The sequence below is a fragment of the Kutzneria sp. NPDC052558 genome (assembly GCF_044547355.1).
Taxonomy (GTDB): Bacteria; Actinomycetota; Actinomycetes; order Mycobacteriales; family Pseudonocardiaceae; genus Kutzneria.
The window spans coordinates 51200-73522 of record NZ_JBIUAG010000010.1; the positions used below are offsets into that span (position 1 = coordinate 51200).

General features: G+C 71.7%; 23 protein-coding genes. 11 read left to right on the forward strand and 12 right to left on the reverse strand.

Annotation, left to right across the window (positions count from 1 at the left end; translation table 11 throughout):
- The 3 genes from ACIG5F_RS19665 to ACIG5F_RS19675 all read right to left on the reverse strand — a co-directional run bounded on the left by ACIG5F_RS19665 (position 1) and on the right by ACIG5F_RS19675 (position 5302).
- Positions 1 to 402, reverse strand: coding sequence for an STAS domain-containing protein (locus tag ACIG5F_RS19665; protein WP_396519286.1), 402 nt, complete (start codon positions 400 to 402; stop codon positions 1 to 3).
- The gene (locus ACIG5F_RS19670; RefSeq protein ID WP_396519288.1) at positions 392 to 4813 is read right to left on the reverse strand and encodes a SpoIIE family protein phosphatase; all 4422 of its coding nucleotides are present in this window, start codon (positions 4811 to 4813) and stop codon (positions 392 to 394) included. The genes ACIG5F_RS19665 and ACIG5F_RS19670 overlap by 11 nt, the downstream gene beginning before the upstream one ends.
- Positions 4814 to 4969: 156 nt before the next feature.
- Complete coding sequence (locus ACIG5F_RS19675) at positions 4970 to 5302, reverse strand: hypothetical protein (RefSeq protein WP_396519290.1); 333 nt, start codon at positions 5300 to 5302, stop codon at positions 4970 to 4972.
- Positions 5303 to 5514: 212 nt separating this feature from the next.
- Between ACIG5F_RS19675 and ACIG5F_RS19680 the strand changes: the two genes are divergently transcribed.
- Entirely contained in the window at positions 5515 to 6348 is an 834-nt protein-coding gene (locus ACIG5F_RS19680) for an MEDS domain-containing protein (RefSeq protein WP_396519292.1), read from the forward strand.
- A 2-nt stretch (positions 6349 to 6350) separates the two neighbouring features.
- Here ACIG5F_RS19680 and ACIG5F_RS19685 read toward each other — a convergent pair whose 3' ends face one another.
- On the reverse strand, positions 6351 to 7031 hold the full coding sequence (locus tag ACIG5F_RS19685; protein ID WP_396519294.1) for an HSP18 transcriptional regulator: 681 nt from the start codon (positions 7029 to 7031) through the stop codon (positions 6351 to 6353).
- Between the two features lie 197 nt (positions 7032 to 7228).
- On the opposite strand from ACIG5F_RS19685, the gene ACIG5F_RS19690 reads away from it, so the two are divergent.
- A complete protein-coding gene (locus ACIG5F_RS19690; RefSeq protein WP_396519296.1) occupies positions 7229 to 7561 on the forward strand; it encodes an STAS domain-containing protein in 333 nt (110 codons plus the stop codon).
- The gene (locus tag ACIG5F_RS19695; protein WP_396519298.1) at positions 7558 to 9165 is read left to right on the forward strand and encodes a SpoIIE family protein phosphatase; all 1608 of its coding nucleotides are present in this window, start codon (positions 7558 to 7560) and stop codon (positions 9163 to 9165) included. The genes ACIG5F_RS19690 and ACIG5F_RS19695 overlap by 4 nt, the downstream gene beginning before the upstream one ends.
- Here ACIG5F_RS19695 and ACIG5F_RS19700 read toward each other — a convergent pair.
- The 4 genes from ACIG5F_RS19700 to ACIG5F_RS19715 form a co-directional block, all read right to left on the reverse strand.
- On the reverse strand, positions 9162 to 9935 hold the full coding sequence (locus tag ACIG5F_RS19700) for an alpha/beta hydrolase (RefSeq protein WP_396519300.1): 774 nt from the start codon (positions 9933 to 9935) through the stop codon (positions 9162 to 9164). The two genes, ACIG5F_RS19695 and ACIG5F_RS19700, sit on opposite strands and share 4 nt — an antisense overlap.
- An 88-nt stretch (positions 9936 to 10023) precedes the next feature.
- Positions 10024 to 10197: a CsbD family protein gene (locus ACIG5F_RS19705; protein ID WP_396519302.1), complete on the reverse strand. Its 174-nt coding sequence runs from the start codon at positions 10195 to 10197 to the stop codon at positions 10024 to 10026.
- Between the two features lie 42 nt (positions 10198 to 10239).
- Positions 10240 to 10401 carry a hydrophobic protein gene (locus tag ACIG5F_RS19710; protein ID WP_396519304.1) on the reverse strand — a complete coding sequence of 54 codons (162 nt, stop codon included), beginning with the start codon at positions 10399 to 10401 and terminating at the stop codon, positions 10240 to 10242.
- Positions 10402 to 10478: 77 nt separating this feature from the next.
- The gene (locus ACIG5F_RS19715) at positions 10479 to 12332 is read right to left on the reverse strand and encodes a transketolase (RefSeq protein ID WP_396519306.1); all 1854 of its coding nucleotides are present in this window, start codon (positions 12330 to 12332) and stop codon (positions 10479 to 10481) included.
- A gap of 102 nt (positions 12333 to 12434) precedes the next feature.
- Here ACIG5F_RS19715 and ACIG5F_RS19720 point away from each other — a divergent pair, with 102 nt between their 5' ends.
- From ACIG5F_RS19720 to ACIG5F_RS19735, 4 genes are read left to right on the forward strand one after another with little or no spacing between them, the layout of a single operon-like run.
- The gene (locus ACIG5F_RS19720) at positions 12435 to 12989 is read left to right on the forward strand and encodes a nucleotidyltransferase (protein ID WP_396519308.1); all 555 of its coding nucleotides are present in this window, start codon (positions 12435 to 12437) and stop codon (positions 12987 to 12989) included.
- A complete protein-coding gene (locus ACIG5F_RS19725; RefSeq protein ID WP_396519310.1) occupies positions 12986 to 13234 on the forward strand; it encodes a BON domain-containing protein in 249 nt (82 codons plus the stop codon). The genes ACIG5F_RS19720 and ACIG5F_RS19725 overlap by 4 nt, the downstream gene beginning before the upstream one ends.
- Positions 13231 to 13953, forward strand: coding sequence for a metallophosphoesterase (locus ACIG5F_RS19730; RefSeq protein ID WP_396519312.1), 723 nt, complete (start codon positions 13231 to 13233; stop codon positions 13951 to 13953). The genes ACIG5F_RS19725 and ACIG5F_RS19730 overlap by 4 nt, the downstream gene beginning before the upstream one ends.
- Before the next feature lie 3 nt (positions 13954 to 13956).
- A complete protein-coding gene (locus tag ACIG5F_RS19735) occupies positions 13957 to 14133 on the forward strand; it encodes a hypothetical protein (protein WP_396519314.1) in 177 nt (58 codons plus the stop codon).
- On the opposite strand, the gene ACIG5F_RS19740 is transcribed toward ACIG5F_RS19735, so the two are convergent.
- The 3 genes from ACIG5F_RS19740 to ACIG5F_RS19750 all read right to left on the reverse strand — a co-directional run bounded on the left by ACIG5F_RS19740 (position 14134) and on the right by ACIG5F_RS19750 (position 16579).
- On the reverse strand, positions 14134 to 15108 hold the full coding sequence (locus ACIG5F_RS19740; RefSeq protein ID WP_396519316.1) for a cation diffusion facilitator family transporter: 975 nt from the start codon (positions 15106 to 15108) through the stop codon (positions 14134 to 14136). It abuts the gene before it with no gap.
- A gap of 98 nt (positions 15109 to 15206) precedes the next feature.
- Positions 15207 to 15839: a GTP pyrophosphokinase family protein gene (locus tag ACIG5F_RS19745; protein WP_396519318.1), complete on the reverse strand. Its 633-nt coding sequence runs from the start codon at positions 15837 to 15839 to the stop codon at positions 15207 to 15209.
- Between the two features lie 59 nt (positions 15840 to 15898).
- Entirely contained in the window at positions 15899 to 16579 is a 681-nt protein-coding gene (locus ACIG5F_RS19750) for a YoaK family protein (protein WP_396519320.1), read from the reverse strand.
- Positions 16580 to 16707: 128 nt separating this feature from the next.
- Between ACIG5F_RS19750 and ACIG5F_RS19755 the strand changes: the two genes are divergently transcribed.
- From ACIG5F_RS19755 to ACIG5F_RS19765, 3 genes are all read left to right on the forward strand, one after another.
- Positions 16708 to 17349 carry a TetR/AcrR family transcriptional regulator gene (locus ACIG5F_RS19755; RefSeq protein WP_396519322.1) on the forward strand — a complete coding sequence of 214 codons (642 nt, stop codon included), beginning with the start codon at positions 16708 to 16710 and terminating at the stop codon, positions 17347 to 17349.
- Between the two features lie 33 nt (positions 17350 to 17382).
- A complete protein-coding gene (locus tag ACIG5F_RS19760) occupies positions 17383 to 19869 on the forward strand; it encodes an MMPL family transporter (RefSeq protein ID WP_396519324.1) in 2487 nt (828 codons plus the stop codon).
- A gap of 380 nt (positions 19870 to 20249) precedes the next feature.
- A complete protein-coding gene (locus tag ACIG5F_RS19765; protein ID WP_396519326.1) occupies positions 20250 to 20747 on the forward strand; it encodes a hypothetical protein in 498 nt (165 codons plus the stop codon).
- A gap of 57 nt (positions 20748 to 20804) precedes the next feature.
- Here ACIG5F_RS19765 and ACIG5F_RS19770 read toward each other — a convergent pair whose 3' ends face one another.
- Entirely contained in the window at positions 20805 to 21707 is a 903-nt protein-coding gene (locus ACIG5F_RS19770) for a LysR family transcriptional regulator (RefSeq protein ID WP_396519328.1), read from the reverse strand.
- Between the two features lie 403 nt (positions 21708 to 22110).
- On the opposite strand from ACIG5F_RS19770, the gene ACIG5F_RS19775 reads away from it, so the two are divergent.
- Positions 22111 to 22317, forward strand: coding sequence for a DUF5988 family protein (locus ACIG5F_RS19775; protein WP_396519597.1), 207 nt, complete (start codon positions 22111 to 22113; stop codon positions 22315 to 22317).
- Positions 22318 to 22323: the final 6 nt, after the last annotated feature.

A 22323-nucleotide genomic window follows, 5' to 3' on the forward strand; every position in this document is an offset into this window, starting at 1 on the left:
TCAGCCCCGGTCGGCGGACACGGCGTCGGCGACGGTGGCGTAGACCGTGAACGCCATCGTCAAGCCGGTGATCTCCAGCGGCCGCAACACTCGGCGGGTGGTGGCGACCAGGAACAGCGGCACGTGGACGGCCGCGGCGTGGACTCGGGCCTCGGCAAGCATCTGGAGGCCGGAGGAGCCGAAGAAGGTCACCTCGGACAGGTCGATGACCACGGCCTCGGGCCGGCCGTCGACGGTGCGGGTGAGCACCCGCTCGACGGCGTCGCGGCTGGTCATGTCGACCTCGCCGCTGACGTGCACGACGGAGACCGGCCCCAGCGTGTCGACCGCGGCCGTGGCCGGCGGGGTCGCGTCAGCGGGCGTCGGAAGATCTCCATCACTGGCCGAGAAGTCATTGGCCATGACCGTGACCATAGCCAGGCGCCCCGGGGGCGGCAACCGTGGCCGGCAGCGCGAACTCCACCCGGGTCCCGGCCTCGGTGCCCCGCACGTCGGAACGGGTGGACGCGGCCTCGATGATGGCGATCCCACGGCCGCGGGTGCCGTTGTCGGCCGGCGGGGGCCGCCAGTGGCCGGCGTCGCTGACCACGCCGGCGACGCCGCCGTCGGGGGTGCAGCGCAGCTCGTAGGTGAAGTCGCCGGCCGGGCGGTCGCGATAGGCGTGCTCGACGGCGTTCGAGGTGGCCTCGCCGAGGACGAGCATGAGGTCGTCGACCACCGCCGGCGAGAGGCCGGACCGTTCGGCCCAGTCGGCGGCGTCGTGCCGGGCGACGGCGAGCTGGTCGCTGCGGGCCGGCAGGGTCCGCCGCAACGGGGCCGGCACGAGGCGGGCGACCACGAGGGCGACGTCGTCGCCGGGGCCCTCCTCGGTGAGCAGGTTGTCCACCAGCCACACGGCGAGCTGCTCGGGCGGCAGGTCGGTGGCGGTCTCGGCCAGCCGTTGCAGGTCGGCGTCGAGATCGGCGTCCCGGCGTTCGATCAGCCCGTCGGTGTAGAGCACGATGGCCGCCTGCGGCGACAGCGACCGCCGCCCCTCGGTGAACTCCATGCCGGCGCCGAGGCCCAGCACCGGCCCGCGAGCACCGCTCAGGAACTCACCGCGGCCGTCGGTGATCACCAGCGGCGGCAGGTGCCCGGCCCGGGCCCAGCGCAGTTCCGCGGCGGCGCAGTCGACCACCACACAGACCACTGTGGACGCCAGGGCGTCCGGGACGCGGGCGGCGAACTCGTCCAGCCGGGCCAGCGCGCTGGCCGGCGGATGGCCCTCCAGCAGGTACGCCGCGAGGGTGCTGCGCAGCTGGCCCATCGCCGCGGCGGCCCGGGGGCCCTGGCCGACGACGTCCCCGACGATGAGGGCGACCCGGTCCTCGTCCAGCGGCAGCACGTCGTACCAGTCGCCGCCGGCCTGGCTGAACGCCGCGCCGGCCAGGTAGCGGGCGGCCAGCGCGAGCCGGTCCAGCCGTGGCAGCCGGGCCGGCAGCAGACTGCGTTGCAGCGTCTCGGCGATCTCGTGCTCGGCCTGGTACAGCCGGGCCCGGTCCAACGCCAGCCCGCACTGCACGGCCAACGCCAGCGCGGCCCGCTTGTCGCCGGCGGCCAACGGGATCTCGTGGCGGCTGCCGAATGCCAGCACGCCGATGCACTTTCCGTTGGCCACCAACGGGATCACCGCGCCCGACCGGAACCCGCCGGTCAGCGCCCGGCCGATGAACCCCGGGTAGTCGCCGCGCCGGTCGTCCAGCCGGTCCAGCCACAGCGGCGCCTGGCCGACGACGGCGTCGGCGACGGGGGAGTGCTCGCGCAGGTCGATGCGGTCGAGCCCGTGTCGTTGACCGAGCACCGCCAGCGGTTCGAGCCGGTGCGTGTCGCGCAGCTCGAACACGGCGAACTCGTGCTCCGCGAACAGCCGCCGGCCGTGGGTCGCGGCGACCTCCGCGACCCGCTGCGGCGTGCTCGCGGCGGAGAACTCCGAGGTGGCCTCCTGCAACAGGGTCAACCGGCGGGTGGCGGCCTGCTCCTCGGCCAGCAGCAGGGCGTTGTCCAGCGCGATGCCGGCCCGGTCGGCGATCTGGCCGGCCAGCACCAGATCCTGTTGCTCGTACGGGGAACCGTCGGGGGAGCGGCGCATGCTCAGCGTCGCCAGCACCTCGCCCCGGGCCCGCAGCGGCAGCACCATCTCGGCCTCGCTGACCAGCGTCGGCCGCACGTCGACGCCGGCCTTGGCCATGGTCACCGGATGCCCGGTGTCGGTGACCCGGGTGACCGCGCATGCGTCCGCGAGCCCGCCCTCGACCAGCACCGCGACGAGCCGGTCCAGCCGCTGCCGGACCCCGGTCTCCCCGTCCAGCGCCGTCCCTACCTGCGCCAGCAGCCGCTGCCGCTCACCCTCCCGATAGCGCTCGTTGACGTCGACACAGCTGGCGACGTGCCCGCTGAACTCCTCGCCGCGGCCGATCGGCACCGCGTGCTCCAGCATCCAGTGGTACGCCCCGTCGTCCCGTCTGAGCCGGTACTCGATGTCGAACGGCTCGCCGGCCTCGGTCGCGTGCCGGAAGGCGGCGAGGTAGCGGTCCCGGTCGTCGGGGTGCAGCGCCGCCTGCCAGTCCTCGGCCAGCCCGTCCTGGCCGGTGAACTCCGCCCAACCGCGGTTGGCCAGCACACGCCGGCCGGCCCGGTCCGTGGCCCAGATCAGGGCCGGGGCCACGTCGGCCATGGTGCGGAACCGCTCCTCGCCCTGCCGCCGGACCCGGCCCAGCCGGACGTGCGTGTTCACCCGGGCCAGCAGTTCACCGGCGGCGAACGGCTTGACCAAGTAGTCGTCGGCGCCGGCCCGCAGGCCCTCGGCGGCGGCCTCCTGGCCGGCCCGGGCCGAGAGCAGCAGCACCGGCAGGCGGGCCGTGCGCGGGCCCGACCGCAGCTCGCGGACCAGGCTGAGGCCGTCAAGGCCGGGCATCATCACGTCGCAGACCAGCAGGTCGGGTGGGTCGGCCCGGATGAGCTCCAGGGCCGCGGCCCCGTTGCCGACGGTGCGCACGGTGTGCCGCTCGCCCAGCAGCCGGGCAAGGTAGTCGCGCATGTCGGCGTTGTCGTCGGCGACCAGCACGTAGCCGGGCCCCTGGTCGAACGGGCCGCCGGACGGCACGTCCGGGGGCAGCCAGCGCAGCGCCTCCTCGACGTACGGCGAGGCCGTGCGGTCGACGGGATCGGCCGGCGACGCCGGCAGGTCCCGGTCTCCCAACGGGATCCGCACGGTGAAGGTCGTTCCCTTGTCGACGGCGCTCACGGCCTCGATCTCGCCGTCGTGCAGCCGCACCAGTTCCCGCACGAGGGCCAGGCCGATGCCGCTGCCCTCGGTCGATCGGGCGCGGGGCTGGTCGATCCGGTGGAAACGCTCGAACAGCCGGGACATCTCGCCGGCCGGGATGCCCACGCCGGTGTCGCGCACGCGCAGCACGGCCTGCTCAGCCTCGGCTCGCAGCGTGACCGAGATCGTGCCGTCCAGGGTGAACTTGAAGGCGTTGCTCAGCAGGTTGAGCACCACCTTCTCCCACATGTCGCGGTCGACGCGCACCGGCCGGCCCAGCGGCACGCAGTCGACGTCGAGCGTCAGGCCGGCCTTCTCGACGGCGGCACGGAACACGCTGGCCAGCTCGGCGGTCAGCGAGTGCAGCTCGACCGGCTCGTAGTTGGCCCGCACCCGGCCCGCCTCGATGCGGGAGAAGTCCAACAGGGCGTTGACCAGCTTGCCCAGCCGCATGGCGTTGCGCTCGATCATGGACAGCCGCTCGTCGACCGCGGGCGGGGCCTGGTCGCGCAGCTCCCGCAGCGGTCCCGTGATCAGCGTGAGCGGCGTGCGGAACTCGTGGCTGATGTTGGAGAAGAAGACCGTCTTGCTGCGGTCCAGCTCGGCCAGCTCCTCGGCCCGGCGCTGTTGGGCCTGGTAGGCCGTCGCGCCGTTGATCAGCACCGCCGCCTGCTCGGCCACCAGCCGCAGGAACGCCTGGTAGTCCTCGTCCAGCGCCCGGCCGCCGCTGGCCGCGAGCACCATCGCCCCGAGCGGCCCGTCGCCGGCGTGGTTGCGCAGCGGCGCGACCATCGCCTCGGTCGGCGGCGTCGCCCAGCCGCCGCCCGGCAGCCCGGACAGGCCCTTCACCACCGCCGGCTCGCCGTCCGCGATCACCTTGGCGATGGGCCAGCGCCGGTCGGACGGCACGTCCAGGTGCACCGCCGCGTAGGGGACGTCCGGGCCGTGCCGGTCGGCCCAGCCCTGGATGCGGCGGACCGCCTCGTCGATCGTCGTCGCCCCGGCCTGCGCGCCGAGATCCTGGAGCGCGGCCATGCGCCGGCTGGCGATGACCCGGTCGGTGGTGTCGGTGACCGCCGTGAACACGCCGGCCACCGCCCCGGCGTCGTCGTGCAGCGGGCTGTAGGAGTACGTCCAGTACGTCTCCTCCCAGTACCCGTGGCGGTTCATCGGCAGCAGCAGGTCGTCCGACCAGGTCGCCTCGCCGGTGGCCAGCACGCCGTCCAGCATCGGCCCGATGATGTGCCAGATCTCCGTCCAGACCTCGCGGCCGGGCTTGCCCAGCGCCGGGTGCTTGGAGCCCAGCAGCGGCAGGTACGCGTCGTTGTAGAGGAACCGCAGCTGCGGCCCCCACCACAGGATCATCGGGAACCGCGAGGTCAGGCAGATCCGGGTGGCCGTGCGCAGGCTGCCCGGCCAGTCGGCGGGCGCCCCCAGGGTGGACGCCGACCAGTCGAACTCGCGCATCCGCGCGGCCATCTCGCTGTTGCCGGGGAATACGTCGCTCACCGCGCTGGCTTGCCCTTCTTCCGCCGGACCTCACCTGCCACCCCAGCTTGGAGCAGCGGCAACCGTCCGGCAACGCAATGATGGTCTGTTCGGTGGCAGGACAAACACGCGGCCCTGGCCCGGAAACACGCCGCTCGCCCGGACCTCCTGAGTCGGTCAGCCCCGGTTGCGGCGCAGGAGCAGCCGCAGCACCAGGATCAGCCCGGCCAACCCGGCCAGCACCAGGCCGGGCCGCTGGCGGACCACGTCGAGGGTGCGGTGCGCCGGCTCGCGGACCGCCTCCGGCAGGTCGTCGATCTTCCGCTCGGCCTGGTCGAGCGCCTGCGTGGCGGTGTCCCTGACCTGTGCCGCGGTCTGTGCTGCGGTGTCCTTGGCCTGCGCAGCGGCTTGCGTGGCGGTGTTCTTGGCCTGCGCGGCCGTGTCCTTGGCCTGCGCCGCCGCCTGCTCGGCCTGTTCCTGGATCTGTTTGGCCTGTGCCTTGGCGTTCATGGCATCGCTCCTGTTCGTGACGGATGGTGCCGCCCGGATACCCCGCGTCCGGAAGCGCCAATCCGCCCGGATGATCGATGTCATCCTCACGTTGACAATCCATGGTGTCATCCGGCAAACTCTCTCCGCGGCGGCCATTCGGCCGCCTTCAGGCGCTGCCCCCGGCACTTGGGTAGGGGTACCCTTGTGCGGTGATACGGGCCAGTAGGACGGTGGACACGGCACGCGGCCTCGGACTCCAGGACCATGTGTGCTGGAGCTACGACGAGGACTGCGAGTTCCGCCGCCGCGCCCGCGAGTTCCTGGTCGAGGGATTGGCGCTGGGACAACAGGTCTGGTACGTCGGCGACGGTTCTCCCGAGGCGCTGGCCGACGACCTGAGCGCCAACCGGGACATGGGCCGGGCGCTGCGGGCGGGAGCGGCCTGCGTGGCCCCGGTGGACGACGCCCTCGGCCCGGACGCCGTGATCGAGCCCGAGGCGCGGGTGGCGAGCTACGCGTCGGCCACCGAGCGGGCGCTGGACGACGGCTTCACCGGGCTGCGGGTGGCGGCGGACGTGACCACGGTGGTCCGCAAGCCGTCCCAGCTCGACGCGTTCGCCCGCTACGAGCACCTCATCGACCGCTACATGACCGCGCGCCCCTTCGCGGCGCTGTGCGGCTACGACCGCCGCGAGCTGGGCGACCGGGCGGTGGCGGAGGTGGCGTGCATGCACCCCAACACCACCCGCAACGCCGCGCCCTTCCGGCTGTACGCCTCCAGCGACCCCGGCTGCTCGGGTGAGCTCAGCGGGGAGGTCGACCTGGCCAGCGTCGACCTGTTCCCGCTCGCCCTGCGCCGCGCGGAGCCGGCGGTGGTGGCGGGCGACCGCGTGGTGCTCGACGGGTCCAGGCTGACCTTCATCGACCACCGCGGCCTGGTCGCCCTGGACGACCACGCCCGCGAGCGGGGCGTGCCGGTCGTGCTGCGCACCGGCCTGTCCACGCCGGCTCGGGTGATCGAGGCGCTGAACCTGGAGAACGTGTGGGCCGAACGCGCGGCCTGAGTTCAGCTCGTCGGCCGCCGAGCCTGCTCACCCTCGCCGGTGACGTGCTCGATCTTGTCGGCCAGCTCGGGATGGCTCGGACGCAGGTGCGAGCGGGCCTCGCTGAGCGGCCCGAGCAGCGTGGCGGTGTCGGGCTCGCCCAGCGCGGCCGTGACGGCCTCCACGTGCTGCTGGGCGTCGCCGACCAGGGTCTCGTCGCCGGCGAGGGCGCTGACCTGGGCCGCCAGCTGCCGCAGCCCGATGGCGTTGTCGCGGGCCCACCGGTCGACGGCGCGGTCCCCGGCCCGCCGGTCCCGTTCGGCCCGCACGCGCTGCTCGCCGGTGGTCGCGACGCCGGTGCCGTCCGGGCGCAGCCGCAGGTAGCGGCGTTCGGCCGCCTGGCGGCTGGCCACGCCGAGCGCCGGTGCGAGCTGGATCCAGCTCGCCCCGTGGGCGCGGGCGGCGGCGATCAGCCGTGGCTCCCACTCGGCCAGCTCCTCGCGCAGGTGGCGCAGCAGGGTCAGCGCGGCCAGCGCGTCGGCCAGGCCCTTCTCGTCTTCGTCCTGGTAGGCCACGTCGTGGTGCGCGATCCGGTTGATCAGCCCGAGGTCGGCGAGCGCCTGGTCGCCACCGTGCCCGTCCTCGTCGACCGGCCGGTCGGCCAGCCACTGTCGCGCCCGCTCGCGTTCATCCCCCTCCGCCATGTCATCCCTCCGTTGACCTATGGCCCGTCATCGCTTGGACGACATTTTACCGCCGGTGGGGGCGCGGCGCATCCGACGGCGGCGGGTTTGGGCGGCGCGGCGAGTGGGTATCCGCCGCTGCCGGTCTCCCCGACGGGGAGCAGGATGTCGCTGTGACCGGGTTCAACGCTGACGATTCGAGCAAAGCGGAGGCAGGGTTGGCGACCGTCGCCGTCGAACGCCCCACCGAGGACATCGCGGTCGTGCGAGTGGACGGTGAGATCGACATGGTCACGGCGCCGGCGCTGGAGAGCCAGGTGGCGGCGCTGCTGCGGGAGAAGCCGCGGGTGCTGGTCATCGACCTCACCGACGTCCGGTTCTTCTCCTCGGCCGGGCTGGCCGTGCTGGCGCTGGCCCACCGGGAGTCCGACGACACCACCGAGCTGCGGGTGGTCGCCGACGACCAGGCCGTGCTGCGGCCGATGGAGCTGACCGGGCTGACCGAGGACCTCGAGATCAGGCCCAGCCTGACGGCCGCGCTCGAAGGATGAACGTCGCCGAACCACCTCTGCGCTGGCACGGCCTGGCCAAGGCCGAGCAGCTCGTCGGCATCCGGCGCTCGATCGAGGCGTGGGCCGAGCGTGCCGGCCTGTCGGTCGACCTGTCCCAGGTGATGGCCCTGGCCGTGTACGAGGCCATGGCCAACGTGGTCGAGCACGCCTACCGTGACGACGGTCCGGGCCTGCTCGACGTCGAGGTCCGGCACGACGGCGACGCCGTCGTCGTGACCGTGGGGGACGAGGGCCACTGGCACGTGAGCACGCCGAGCGAGCAGTTGTACCGCGGCCGCGGCCTGGCGCTGATCGAGCGGCTGGCCGGTCAGGTGTCGGTGCTGCCCTCGCCGCACGGCACGACCGTGCGCATGCGGTGGCCGACCGCCGCCGCGACGCCGTCTCCGGACGACACGACTCGGCTGCGCTTCCTGGAGGCGATCACCGACGTCAGCCTCTCCCGCTTGGACGCCGATGCCGTGATACGGGAACTGCTGACCCGCGTGCGCGAGATGCTGCGCGTGGACACCGCCCTCATGCTGCTCTACGACCGCTCGGCCGACCACCTGGTCCCCGGCGTGGCCGTCGGCGTCGAACACGGAATGGTCCGGCCGGCCCGGATCCTGTCCGGCGAGGGGCTGGCCGGCCGGGTCGCCGCGACCATGCGGGCCGAGGCCACCGACCGGGTCGACGTGTCCGGGACCGAGGCGGAGCGCTTGGCGGACAACGGGATCCGGGCCATGGCGGCGGCGCCGATGATCGCCGGTGGCGCACTCGTCGGCATCCTGCGGGTGGGGGCGACCGGCGACCGGACGTTCACCGGCGAGGACAAGGGTCTGCTCCAGCTGGCAGCCGATCGGCTCGCCCTCGCGGTGCGGTCCCAGGCCTCCGACGCCGAGAGTGCCGCCACCACCGCCTTGCAGCGCAGCCTGTTGCCCGGCCGCCTGCCCTCGGTGGCGGGGCTCGACTTCGCCGGCCGGTACGCCCCCGGCGCGGACCTGGGCGTCGGCGGTGACTGGTACGACGTGTTCCCGTTGTCCGGCGGCCGCATCGGCGTGGTCATCGGCGACGTGGCCGGGCACGGGTTCCCGGCCGCCGTGGTGATGGGGCGGCTGCGCAGTGCCCTGCGGGCGTACGCGTTGGACAACGACGCCCCCGAGGTGGTGCTGGACAAGCTGGACCGCAAGGCCACCCACTTCGAGGCCGGCGTCATGGCCACGGTCGCCTACGGCGTGATCGAGCCCGCCGCCGGGCGGCTGACCCTGTGCCTGGCCGGGCACCTGCGGCCGGTGTTGGCCGTGCCCGGCCGGCCCGGCGAGTTCGTCGAAGCCGCCGTGGACCCACCCATCGGCTTCGGACTGCGGACCCGGCCCCGCCGCAGCCACACCGTCGAGGTGCCGCCCGGCGCGACGGTGTGCTTCTACACCGACGGCTTGATCGAACGCCGCGACCGGCCCGTCGACGACGGATTGTCCGAACTGCTGGCCGCCGTGGCCGCGGTGTCGTCCGAGGCGGTGTGCGAGCAGCTCATGGCCGCGTTCGTCGAAGGCCAGACCGCCGACGACGTCGCCCTGCTCGTCGTGCACCGTGAGGCCAATCCCTAGGCCGCGAGCGGCTGGCGGTCGTCGGCCTGCCAGGACGCGAGCAGTGGGCCGAGCGTCGAGTACACGGCGGGGTCGAAGGCCATGCCGGTGTGCGTGCTGGCGACCTCCACACAGGTGGCGTAGGGATCAAGGCACAACCGCCACGGGGCGATCGCGTCGTTGCGGGAGTAGAAGGCGACCGCCGGCATCGACTCAGGCAGCGCGGCCCGCAGTGCCTGCGAATGGGTGGTGTAGCAGTCGCCGCGGAAGCAGTCGTCGTCGAGCAGGCCTTTGACGCCCAGCGCCGACAACCGGGCCAGCAGCCGGGCGATGGTGATCACGCCGAGCCGGGCGCCGAGCAGGTCGAGCACCGGGCTGCCCAGCATCACCAGGCCCCGCACCAGATCCGGCCGACGCGCCGCGACCAGCCGGGCCAACGCGCCGCCCCGGCTCTGTCCCAACAGGACAACGGGGCCGCCGGTCAGTCGCGCGTGCTCGGCCAGTCGCAGCTCCACCTGGTCGACCAGGGTGGACGTGCAGCCGACGTTGAGGCCGATCCGGGCCGGCGTGGGGCGAAACCCCCTGGCGGCCAACCATTTTCCGGTGAGCGCGAGGCCGCTGTCGCCGGCCCCGAACCCGGGCACCAACAACACTCCCGCGCCGCCGCCCAACTCCGGGTCGGCGACACGCCACACGGGATGGCGAAGCAGGGTCGGCACGCCCAGCGCCGCCACGACCGCCTGCTCGCGGGCGAATCCCCGGGCGGTGTCGACGAGTCCACTGATGCTCATACCTGGGGTTACCCAGAAGTCTCGGTTCGAACCGTTGCCGCACAGCGAAAAGGGGCCCCGCCGGCGGCGGGGCCCCTTTCCCGGGCGGTCACTTCTTGAAGGCGTCCTTGACGTCCTCGACGGCCTGCTTGATCTTGCCCTTGGCCTGGTCGCCCTTGCCCTCGGTCTCGAGCTTCTTGTCGTCGGTCACGTGCCCGACGCCTTCCTTCACCTTGCCCTTGACGTCGTCGGTCGTGGCGTCGATCTTGCGTTCGGTGCTCATACGGTTCCTTCCGTCCAGGTCAGATGCCGGTCGGGGGTGCGATCACCAGCGGTACCAGCGGCCGCCGCCCTCGGCGCTGCGCACGAGAAAACCCAGCAGCCACACCACGAGCACGATGCCGGCGATGATCCACAAGGCGTGCAGCGCGAACCCCGCGCCGCCCAGGATCAGGGCCAGCAACAGCACCGCCAGGATGATGCCCATCGGACTCTCCTGTTCATCTCGAAGGGAGTTGCAGCCTGAATACCCGCCGCACGGCCGGGCAAACGCCGGTGTGACGCTCAGCTCGTCACGGACAGACGGCGCGCCAACAACTCGTGGGCCACCTCGACGATGCCGGCGGCGTCGATGCCCTCCGCGCCAAGCAGTTCCTCGGGGGTGCCTGAGGTTGGCATGTGACGCACGGCCAGTTTGCGGACCGCGGTCGGTTCCGCTGACTCCGCGAGCGCTTCGAGCACCGCATCGCCCAGACCTCCTTCCGCCCAATGGTCTTCGACCGTGATCAGCGCGTGTGTGTCCTCGGCCGCCTTCCGCACCGCGGCGGCGTCGATGGGCTTGACCGAGTAGCAGTCGAGCACGCGGGCCCGCACGCCCTCGGCGGCCAGCGACTCGGCGGCCCGCACGGCCTCGTCGACAGTGATGCCGCAGGCCACCAGGGTCACGTGATCGTCCTCGGTGGACCGGACGACGCGGCTGCCGCCGATCACCACGTCCTCCTCGGGGCCGGTGCGGACCGTGGTCTTGCCCCGCAGCGTCCGGAGGTAGGAGATTCCGGGCCGTTGAGCCATTTCCGCCACCAGTCGCGCGGTCTGGTTGGCGTCGGAGGGATGGAGCACGGCGCTGCCGTGCACCGCCCGCAGGGCCGCCATGTCCTCCAGGGCCATCTGCGACGGCCCGTCGGGGCCGATGGACACGCCGGCGTGCGAACCGGCCAGCCGCAGGTCGGCCCGGGAGATCGCCGCCATGCGGATGAAGTCGTACGCCCGCGACAGGAACGCGGCGAAGGTCGAGGCGAACGCCGTCCAGTCCCGTGCCTGCAACCCCACCGCCGTGGCGATCATCTGCTGCTCGGCGATGTACATCTCCACGTACCGCTCGGGATGTGCCTGGGCGAACAGGTCGCTGTGGGTGGAGTTGGACACCTCGCCGTCCAGCGCGACCACGTCCGGCCGTATCGAGCCGAGCGCCGCCAGCGCCTCACCGTAGGCCAGCCGCGTCGCCACCTGCTCACCGACCGGCCAACTCGGCAACGTGCCGCCCTCGGTGGAGAAAACGTGCGGCTGGACCGATCGGTCCGGCCGGGCGACGGCGACGGTGAGGTCCCGGCGGCCGCCGAGTTCGGCGATCGCCGCCTCAGGGTCGTCCAGGGGCTTGCCGTGCTTGCCGGGCAGGTCCTCGACCGCCCGAACCCCCTTGCCTTTCAGGGTTTTCGCGAACACCGCCGTCGGCATCCCGGTGGTCGCCTCGGCCGCGGCGTAGGCGGCGTCGATGGCGTCCACGTCATGCCCGTCGACGGTGATCGCGTGCCAGCCGAAGGCCCGCGCGCGAGCGGCGTAGGTGTCGAGGTCCCAGCCGACCATGGTCTCGGTGGTCTGGCCGAGCCGGTTCACGTCGACGATCGCGGTCAGGTTGTCCAGGCCGAAGTGGGCGGCGTGCTCGAACGCCTCCCACATCGAGCCCTCGGCCATCTCGGAGTCGCCGCAGAGCACCCACACCCGGTACGGCAGGCGGTCCAGGTGCTTGCCGGCGTAGGCCAGGCCGACGCCGATGGGCAGACCCTGGCCCAGCGAGCCGGTGGCCACGTCGGTCGGCGGTATCCGCGGCGTGGGGTGGCCCTCCAGCCTGCTGCCGAGCTGCCGGTAGCTGGCCAGCTCGTCCTCGGTGATCGCGCCGGCGGCCTTGAGCATGGCGTAGTAGAGCGGCGACGCGTGTCCCTTGGAGAAGACCAGGTGGTCGTTGTGCTGGTCGTGCGGCCGGCTGTAGTCCAGGCGCAGGTGTCCGGCCAGCAGCACGGCCATCAGGTCCGCGGCCGACATCGACGATGTCGGGTGGCCGGAGCCGGCTCGCGCGCTCATCCGGACCGAGTCCACCCGCAGCTGTTGGCCCAGCTCACGGCGGAAGTCGTTGTCCGCCATCCAGGGTTCCTCCTTCGGTTGCTCGTCCGTCAGCGAGGTACCCGCTCACGCCTCGGCTATCCCACACGGTTCGGGCGATCCCCACCGGGTATCCCGACCACCGTGAGTGAGCAGGTGCAGCTGTTGCGGTCGTTGGCGATAGTCGCCAACACGCTGACCGCCGCCGAGGTGCCGTTCGCGCTGACCGGCGGCTGCGCGGTGTATGCCCGGGGCGGTCCGGCCACCACGCACGACGTGGATGTGCTGGTGCGGGAACAGGACGTGGCCCGGGCGGTGTCGGCGCTGGTCGGCGTGGGGATGCGGGCCGCGCAGACCCCGCTGGACTGGCTGGCCAAGGTGTACGAGGGCGACCGGTTGATCGACCTGCTGTTCCGGCCCAACAACCTGCCGGTCACCGACGAGGTGCTGGCCCGGGCGGAGCGGATGCGCGTCGGACCGGCGGTGATGCCGGTGGCCACCGCGACGGATCTGGTGGTGGACAAGCTGTTGGTGTTCAGCCCGCACCGGTGCGACTTCACCGAGGTGCTGCCGATCGCCCGCGCGCTGCGGGAGCAGGTCGACTGGCGCGAGGTCCGCGAACGCACCGTCGCGTCGCCGTACGCGGAGGCGTTCCTGTTGCTGCTCAACCGTCTCGACATCGAGGAGGAAGTGCCGTGAGCGTGCCCCAGTACGACGTGGCCGCCGTGCAGCGGACGCTGGCCGAGGACCCGAGAACCGCGGAACTGGGTGTGCACGTGCGGATCCGGGGCGACCAGCTGTTCCTGACCGGACGGGTGGCGTGCGACCGGCGCCGCGACGCGGTGGCCAAGGTGGTCGCCGAGCGGCTGCCGGATCTGGTGCTGCACAACGAGGTCCAGGTGACCAGGGCCGAGCCGCCGGTCGGACGGGAGGACCTGCGATGATCCGGGTTGCCGCCGTCGGCGACGTCCATCTCGGGGCCGACACCCGCGGCTCGCTGCGGCCGGCGCTGGCCGATCTCGGCGAGCGGGCCGATGTCCTGCTGCTGGCCGGCGACCTGACCCGGCTCGGCACGCCCGAGGAGGGCCTGGCCGTGGCCGACGAGTTCGCCGATCTCCCGGTGCCGGTGGTGGCGGTGCTGGGCAACCACGACTACCACGGGGACGCCGAGGAGAAGATCACCAGCCTGCTGGTCGACCGGGGCATCACCGTGCTGGAAGGCGACGGGATCGTGCTCGACGTCGACGGCGTCCGGGTCGGGATCGCCGGCGTGAAGGGCTTCGGCGGCGGCTTCGCCGGCAAGTGCGGGCACGCCTTCGGCGAGCCGGAGATGAAGGCGTTCATCCACCACACCGAACAGGTCGCCGAACGGCTGCGGGCCGCGCTGCTCGGGCTGACCGCCGACGTGCGGATCGCGCTGACCCACTACTCGCCCTCCGCCGACACCCTGCACGGCGAGCCGCCCGAGATCCACCCCTTCCTCGGCGCCTACCAGCTCGCCGAGGCCATCGACGGCAGCGGTGTGGACCTCGCCGTGCACGGCCACGCCCACTACGGCGCCGAGGTCGGCACCACCCCCGGCGGCGTCCGCGTCCGCAACGTCGCCCAGCCCGTGCTCCAGGCGGCCTACCGCGTCTACACCCTGGAACCGGCTTCGGCCTGAGCGATGTCCCGTCATCCGGCGAGTGCGATCTCCCTGCTGACCGCGGCGGGCTGCGGGATCTGCGCGCTGCTCGGCGTGGTCTCGGTCGCGGTGGGTCACGCGCCCTCGTACGTGCTGCTGTGGTGTGCCGCGGTGGCGGCGGTCGGCGGGTTCAATCTCTGGGCGGCGAAAGGGAAGTAGCTAGTCGGCGAGGATCCGGCCGTAGCGGCGGAGGACCCGCTCCCGCAGCTGCGGGTCGGAGCGGGGGACGGGCTGGACGAAGACCTCGTCGATGTCCCGGCACCGCTCGCGCAGGCCGCCTTCGATGCGCATGCACGCCTTCTCCAGGTCGCCGGCGGTGTAGCTGTCCACGAAGTCGACCCGGGCGCACACCAGCACCCGGTCGGTGCCGGTGAGCATGGTCTGGAGGTCCACCAGGTCGTCCACCTCCGGCTGCTCCTCCAACCACTCCCAGATGGCCCGCACGAGCCGCGGGTCGGCCTGGCGGCCGATCAGCAGACCCCGGCACGCCCGCCCCAGCAGCACGGCGACCACGGCCAGCAGGACCCCGATCGCGAGCGACGCCGCGCCGTCCCACACCGCCGAGCCGGTCAGCTGGTGCAGGCCGACCCCGAGCGCCGCCAGGAAGATGCCGATCACGGCGGTGAGGTCCTCGGTGAACACCGCCCGCGGCGTCGGATCGTCGCTGCCGCGCAGCTGCGCGGCCACGGAGTGCTCGTGCTCCTCGGCCTCGGTGCGGACCTGGCGGGTCGCCTGAAGCAAGGACGTGCCCTCCAACACCAGGGCGATGCCGAGCACCACGTAGTTCACCCAGGCGTAGCTGTCGGACTCCGGCGGCGTGGTGATCGTGTGCACTCCTTGGTACACCGAGAAAGCCGCCCCCGACACCAGGATCCCGAACGCCGCCAGCAGCGACCAGAAGTACCGCTCCTTGCCGTAGCCGAACGGATGCTCGGCATCCGCCGGCCGCTCCGACCGCCGCACCGCCGTCAGCAGCAGGATCTGGGTCGACGTGTCGCCCACCGAGTGCGCCGCCTCCGACAGCAGCGCGCCCGACCCGGACAGCAACCCGGCGATCAGCTTCAGCACCGCCACCCCGACGTTCGCGCCGAGCGCCACCACCACCGTGACCGCGCTGCGCTGCTTGTCAGCCATCGACTCTCACCACCGGCACGGGGTGCCCGCCCGCGCCGGTGATGAACCACGATCGGGTGATCCGTGCCGGGGCCACCGGATTCGGGGTCGACGGTCGCTCAGCCCAGGCGCTGGTGCAGCTTCTGCATCCGGGAGTCGAGGTGCGAGGCCAGCATGGCCACGTCGGCCAGCTCGGCGGCGAAGTCGCCGGGGACCTGGCTCTCGTACTTGTAGGACAGCTTGTGCTCCAGGGTGGCCCAGAAGTCCATGGCGATGGTGCGCAGCTGGACCTCGACCTTGACCCGCTCGACCCGGTCGGACAGGAACACCGGGATGCGCACGATCAGGTGCAGGCTGCGGTAGCCGTTGGGCTTGGGGGTGGCGATGTAGTCCTTGCGGCGCAACAGCTCCACGTCGTCCTGGCCGGTGAGCATCTCGGCGACGGTGTAGACGTCGGACACGAACGGGCAGATGACGCGCACGCCGGCCATGTCGTCGAGGCCCTCGGCGATGGCCGGCAGGTCGGGGGCCAGCCCGCGGCGGCGCACCTTGTCCTCGATGGCCTCGGGCCGCTTGACCCGGCTGCTGATGTGCTCGATCGGGTCGTGCCGGTGCGCGAGGTCGAACTCCTCGCTGAGAATCCGGAGCTTGGTCATCAGCTCCTCGATGGCGAACTTGTACACCGCCAGGAATCTCGGGTTCAGCCGGATCTGCTCGGCCACGCGGCGCTCGCCCAGCACTTCGCTACTCATCGGACTGCGCCGCACCTCGTTCCGGGCCGCTCACCTGACGTCCGCAACGATACCCAAGTTCAGCCGACCGGCGTCCGGGCCCGGTCGAGGTGGAAGTAGGTGTACGCGCTGACCACGGCGCACACGGCGGTGGTGGCCAGCAGCAGCTGCGCGCCGCTGGTGACCAGCGCGAGAATGCCGCCGATCAGCGCCACGGCCATGAACGAGACATAGACCAGGGCATAACCGAGCCACTCGACAACGCTGCCGCCGCTGAGATGCCGCTCGATTCCCTGGCCGAGTTTCACCAGGGTGCCGGTGACATAGCTGAGCGGGATCGACACCTCGCCGTCGCGCACGAAAGACACGTTGAGCGCCCCCATGCCGAACGAGATCAGCATGATGGGCATGAGGGTGACGTCCCGACCGGTCCAGCCGTTGAGCTCCAGATCGAGCAGGGTCGCCCCGGCCAGCGCCAGGGTGGTGAGCACGCTGGCCCCGTGCGCGTGCCGTTTCCACAGGTGGCGGCGCAGCAGCGAGGCGATCACCACACCGGCCAGGAACGCCGCGATCAGCAGCAGCGCGGCCAGGGCCAGGTCGGGCGTCCCGGAGAAATAGCCCAGAACCGACCGCTCGGTGTTTCCGGTCATGAATGTCACGAAGTATCCGGAGCTGTGCGTGAACGCGGTCGCCCCGGTCATTCCGGCCAGGCCGGAAAGGACCCAGGAAAGCGTGGCTTCGCTGTCGAAACGGCGCGGCATGGGCCGACGCTACCGCAGGGATCGGGGTCGATGTGTGGAAGTCTCGGTTTCCCTGCCCGTCCGGAGTGTGACCGGAAGCACGGCCACCAGTTCTGCACAGAGTGCAGAACTGCACGTAGTGTAAAGCTGTGGCACGGGCGTTGGAGGGTCGCGAGGCGGCCAGCATGGAGCGTCGCCGGCGGCGGATCGTCGGCGCGGCGACCGAACTGCTGTCCGAACGCGGCGTCGAGGGCATGTCGGTGGACGAGGTGGCCGAGCGGGCCGGGGTGTCCCGGCGGACCGTGTTCAACTACTTCCACTCCACCGAGGAACTGTTCATCGCCGTCGGCAACGAGATCCTCCGGGACGTCATCGACAACCTGAAGGTCGGCCGCACCCCGGCCCCCGCCGGCACCGGCACGCACGCCGCCCTGCTCGACGACCTGGCCGCGCTGCTGCGGTCCACCGACCTGCTCGGCGCGATGATCCGGCTGACCCACGTGCTGGGGCCGATGGGCCACCAGGACGCGCGGGTGCTGGCCATCGCCCGGGACACGGTGCTCAGCGTCAGCGACAACCTGACCGAGAGCGCCGTCCGCCGGCACCCGGACGTGCCGCCGCTGGACGTCGAGGTGCTGGTGTCCAGCCTGCTCGCCGGCCTGATCGTGCTGCACAAGCACTGGGCCGAGCGCACCGGGCTGGCCGACACCCCCGAGACCCGCCGGCTGTGGTCGGACCTGTTCGAGCGCCTGATCGTCCAGGTGCGCGACGGGTTCGTGGCCCTGGGCTGACCCTTTCCACCCATTCGACACCGGAGCACTCCCATGGCGCAGTTGTTGTACCGACTAGGGCGGTTGGCGGCCCGAAACCCGTTGCGGGTGCTGGGCTTCTGGCTGCTCGCCTTAGCCGTGGCCGTGGTCGCCTTCCTGACCGCGGGCGGCACGCTCGCCTCCAGCTTCTCCATCCCCGGCACGCCGACCGAGGCCGTCACGGCGAAGCTGGCCGACAAGCTGCCGAGCCTGTCCGGCGTCGCCGGCACGGTGGTGTTCCAGACCAAGGACGGCCAACCGTTCACCGCCGAGCAGCGCAAGGGCGTCAGCGACCTGCTGACCAGCCTCAAGGGCCAGGACCGGGTGCGCGATGTCGTCGACCCGTTCACCGTGCAGCAGCAGATCGCCGACCAGCAGAAGCAGCTGGCTGACGGGCAGAAGCAGGTCGACGACGGCAAGGCCCAGATCGCGGCCGGGCGGCAGCAGTTGGCCGCGGCGCAGCAGCAGCTGAACGCCGCGAAGGCCGCTGCCGCCGGCAGCCCGGCCGCGGCGGCGCAGCTTGCCCAGCAGCAGGCCCAGCTCGACGCGCAGAGCAAGCAGCTGGACGCGTCCGAGGCGCAGATCGCGGCCAAGTCCAAGCCGCTGGAGCAGGGCAGGCAGCTGCTGGACTTCTCCTCGAAGGTCCGCACGGTCTCGGCCGACGGCACCGCCGCGACCGGCGCGGTGATGTTCACCGACGACGCGTACACGCTGCCGCAGGAGGCCAAGGACAACGTTGCCCACAAGCTGGACGCGGCGTCGATCCCGGGCGTCCAGGTCGACTACTCGGCCGAGATCGCGCAGTCCACGTCCGGCCTGATGGGCCCGGGTGAGATCACCGGCCTGATCGTGGCGGCGCTGGTGCTGTTGCTCATGCTCCGCACGCTGCTGGGCACCGTGCTGCCGCTGATCTCCTCGCTGGTCGGGGTGGGCGTCGGCGTGGCCGGGGCGATGGCGTTCTCCGGCGTGGTCGACATGGCCTCGGTGACCCCGGTGCTGGGCCTGATGCTCGGCCTGGCCGTGGGCATCGACTATTCGCTGTTCATCATCAACCGGCATCGCCGGCAGCTGCGCCAGGGCATGGCGCTGCACGAGTCGATCGGGCTGGCCAACGGCACCGCCGGCGGCGCGGTGGTCTTCGCCGGCCTCACGGTGATCGTGGCGCTGCTGGCGCTCAACGTGACCGGCATTCCGTTCCTGGGCGTGATGGGCGATGTCGGCGCGGTGTGCGTGGCCGTCGCCGTGCTGGTGTCGATCACGCTGCCGGCGGCCCTGATGCGGCTGGCCGGGTTGCGGCTGCTGACCCGGCGCATGCGGGAGGCCATCGGCAGCAGCGGGCACGACGCGCCCGCACCGACCCCGATGCCGACCTGGCGTGCGATCGTGACCGCGGTGCTGGCCATCGCGGCGCTGCTGGTGATCGCCGCCCCGGCGCTGAGCATGCGGCTGGGCCTGCCCGACGGATCGGCGCAGGCCACGGATTCCACCGCGTACCGGACGTTCAAGACCGTCGCCGACAAGTTCGGCACCGGGGTCAACGGCCCGTTGGTGATCGCCGCGCAGACGCCGAAGCCGGTCGGCGCCGACGACGTGCTGGCCACCCAGGTCGACATCGCCCGGGAACTGAGCCAGCAGAAGGACGTCGCCGCGGTCGCCCCGGCGGGCGTGGCCGACAGCAAGGACTTCTTCGTCTTCCAGGTGATCCCGGCCGATGGGCCGACCAGTGTGTCCACTTCGGACCTGGTGACCCGGCTGCGGGCGCTGCCGCCGCTGCCGGGCGGGATCACGATCGGCGTGGCCGGCACGGCCAGCGCCAACATCGACGTCGCCGACAAGCTTTCCGGCGCACTGCCCGGATATCTGATCGTGGTGGTCGGCCTGTCGCTGCTCATCATGATCGTGGTGTTCCGGTCGCTGCTGGTGCCGCTGATCGCCACCGCCGGCTACGTGCTGTCGCTGTTCGCCGCGTTCGGCGTGGTGGTCGCGGTGTACCAGTGGGGTTGGCTGTCGGCGGTGTTCGACGTGCACGATCCCGGGCCGGTGCTGGACTTCGCGCCGATCATCCTGATGGGCGTGCTGTTCGGGCTGGCCATGGACTACCAGCTGTTCCTGGTCTCCGGCATGCGTGAGGCCTTCGTGCACGGCGTGCCGGCCCGCGCGGCCGTCACCGCCGGTCTGCGCAACGGCCGCGCCGTGGTCACCGCGGCCGCGATCATCATGGTCTCGGTGTTCGGCGGCTTCGTGTTCTCCGAGCTGACCATGGTCCGGCCGCTGGGCCTCGGCCTCGCCGTCGGCGTGCTGTTCGACGCCTTCCTGGTGCGGATGCTGCTGGTGCCGGCGCTGATGCACCTGACCGGCAAGGCGGTCTGGTGGCTGCCCCGCTGGCTGGACCGGTTGCTGCCCAACGTGGATGTGGAGGGCGCCGCGCTGGAGCGCAGCCACCCGCTGCCCGGGGCCGAACCCGTTGCCGTCGATGAGCGGGAGAGCGTCGACGCGCACTGAGTTTCTCCCTGTGAGTTTTTGACCCTGTGGCCGGTCCGTGGTGTGAACACGGGCCGGCCACAGCTGTTTCACAGACACCTTGACGCCGGGTCACGACGTCACTGGGAATTCGCCGGGAACGGCGCCGCGCCGCTTGCGATCGTTCGCCGCACGGTCCTAGCTTGGCCGTGCGCAATGAGAATGCGTGTTCGTGAAGCGAACAAATGAGGATGACACACATCTTTTCTTCTCCATTGGAGGTGTTGATGTTTCGTGTCGCAAGCAAGCTATCGGTTGTCGTCGCGGGCCTGACTGCCTTGGCCGCCTTGGTGATTCCCTGGCAGGCGGCCGCGTCGACGGCCGTCGTTCGGACGAATTCCATGGGCTTCATCGGCTGTTCGATGGCTGAGAACGTCTCGACGGGCTACGTCGCCGACGGCGGCAAGCGGATGTGGGGCCCTTACGGGACCGGTGGCCTGATCGTGCAGGCCTGGACCGACCCGAATTCGGCCGCCTGGCAGAAGTTCGACGCGCAGACGGCCCAGTTCGGCAAGCCGACCGCGGTGTGGGTGCAGGTGTGCATCGGCACCCAGGGCGCGACCTATGACGAGGTCAAGGCCCTGATCGCCAACGCCCGCCTGCACGCCGCCCCCGGCGCGCTGATCTACATCACCGGCCAGCCGCAGTACGAGCCCGGGCACACGTGCCCACTGGCCGGGGCCGACGGTCCACAGTCGACGGACAGCCTCGCCCGACAGGCGGCCGCCGACCGGACGCAGAAGGTGTTGTACGCCGGCGCTTTCCACCTCAAGAACGACGAGCTCATCGCTGACGGCTGTCACGCCAACACGGCGGGCCAGCAGTCGTTGGGTTGGCAGGCCCTGAGGTTCTGGGGCTAGTGGCTCCAGGGGAGAAGTCGTGCCAGGCGGTGGACGACTTCTCCCCGCGCCGCCCGGTCAGTCGGCGGCGGTGAAGACGTCGCGCGCGATCCGGATGATCTCCGCCAGATCGCCGTCGTCGGCCCGGTCACGGCGCCAGATCAGGCAGGTTTCCAGCCGGGGCGCGAAGTCGGCGAAGGGCAGCACCGAGACGTTGCCGACCAGGAAGCCGTGAATGGGGCTTTCCGGGGCCAGGATGGTGATGCCGAAGCCCAGCCCGCTGGAGATCACCTCGGCCACGCCCTCGTAGCCGGTGTCGGTGACGGTGAGGCGCTTGCGGATGCCCCGCTCGGCCAGTTCCGAGTCCAGCACGTCGAAACAGGCGGCGCGGATGTCCCGCGGCGGCGGCACGAAGGGCAGGTCGGCCAGCTCGGCCAGGGAGATGACCTCCCGGCCCGCGAACCGGTCGGCCGGGACCGCCGCGCCCATCGGCTCGGACAGCACGGACACGTGCCCCAGCCGGGGGTCGCTGAACGGCATCCGGACCAGCGCCAGCGCCAGCTTGCCCCGGCCGACCTCGTTGATCAGGGTCTGGGTCCGGCCCGGCCACCGGTGCAGGTCGTAGCGGTCGCCGATCCGGTCGCCGAGCATCGCGACGCACGACCGCAGCAGCGGATGCACGCCGACCGGCATGCCGATCAGCACCCGTTCGCGGTGCTGTCGCGTGGTTTCCCGCAGCCGCCAGGGAATCGAGTTGAACTGCTCCAGGACGTCCCGCGCGATCGGCAGCAGCGCCGCGCCGGCCGGGGTGAGTTCGACCCGGCGGGTGTCCCGGTCGAACAGCCGCACACCCAGTTCCCGCTCCAGATCGCGGACGCGCTGGCTCAGCGGCGACGCCGCCATGTGCAGCCGCCGGGCCGCCGCCGAGAAGTTCAGCTCCTCGGCCACTGTCACGAAATAGCGCAGATGCAAGGTTTCCATGGGATGGCGGCAACCCTAGCAGCCGACGCCGAATCGTCGCCGTGCCGGATGTCCGCAGGTGCACGACATCGGCACTGCCGGCCATACCTCCAGGCGCGGGTGTGATCATGGCTCACGTGTGGCCGTCCGTGCGCCGGGCCGAGCCCGACGCCGGCCCGGCCAGCCCCATCACTGTCCACAATGGATGCACCGGTCACGGTGATCATGCTGCTCAGGGCTTCCCGCCGTTGGCGACCGTGCGGCGGGCGCGCGACGGTTCCATGGCGTGGAACCGTCGTGGGCACCGTCGGGCGAGGCCCCTATGGTGAGTGAACATTGCGGGCGAAAATGAGTCGGCACATATTTCGCCCATGATTTTCCGTCACCTACTTCGTGGGGAGTCGTCATGTCATTGGGTGATCGTATGGTGCAGCGGACCGTTCTCCTCGAGGGAGGGCCGGTCGATCTTCCGGCAGTGGCGACCGTGACCGTGTCGCATCCGCTGCCCGACCGAATCACGGTGGATCACTTCGCCCGGCACGAGCACTTCGAGTTCACCGGCGGTCACGACGACGCGGGCGGCGGCCATCCGGTGTTCCGGTGGCTCTACAGCACCGCGATCGCCGAGTGAGTCGGC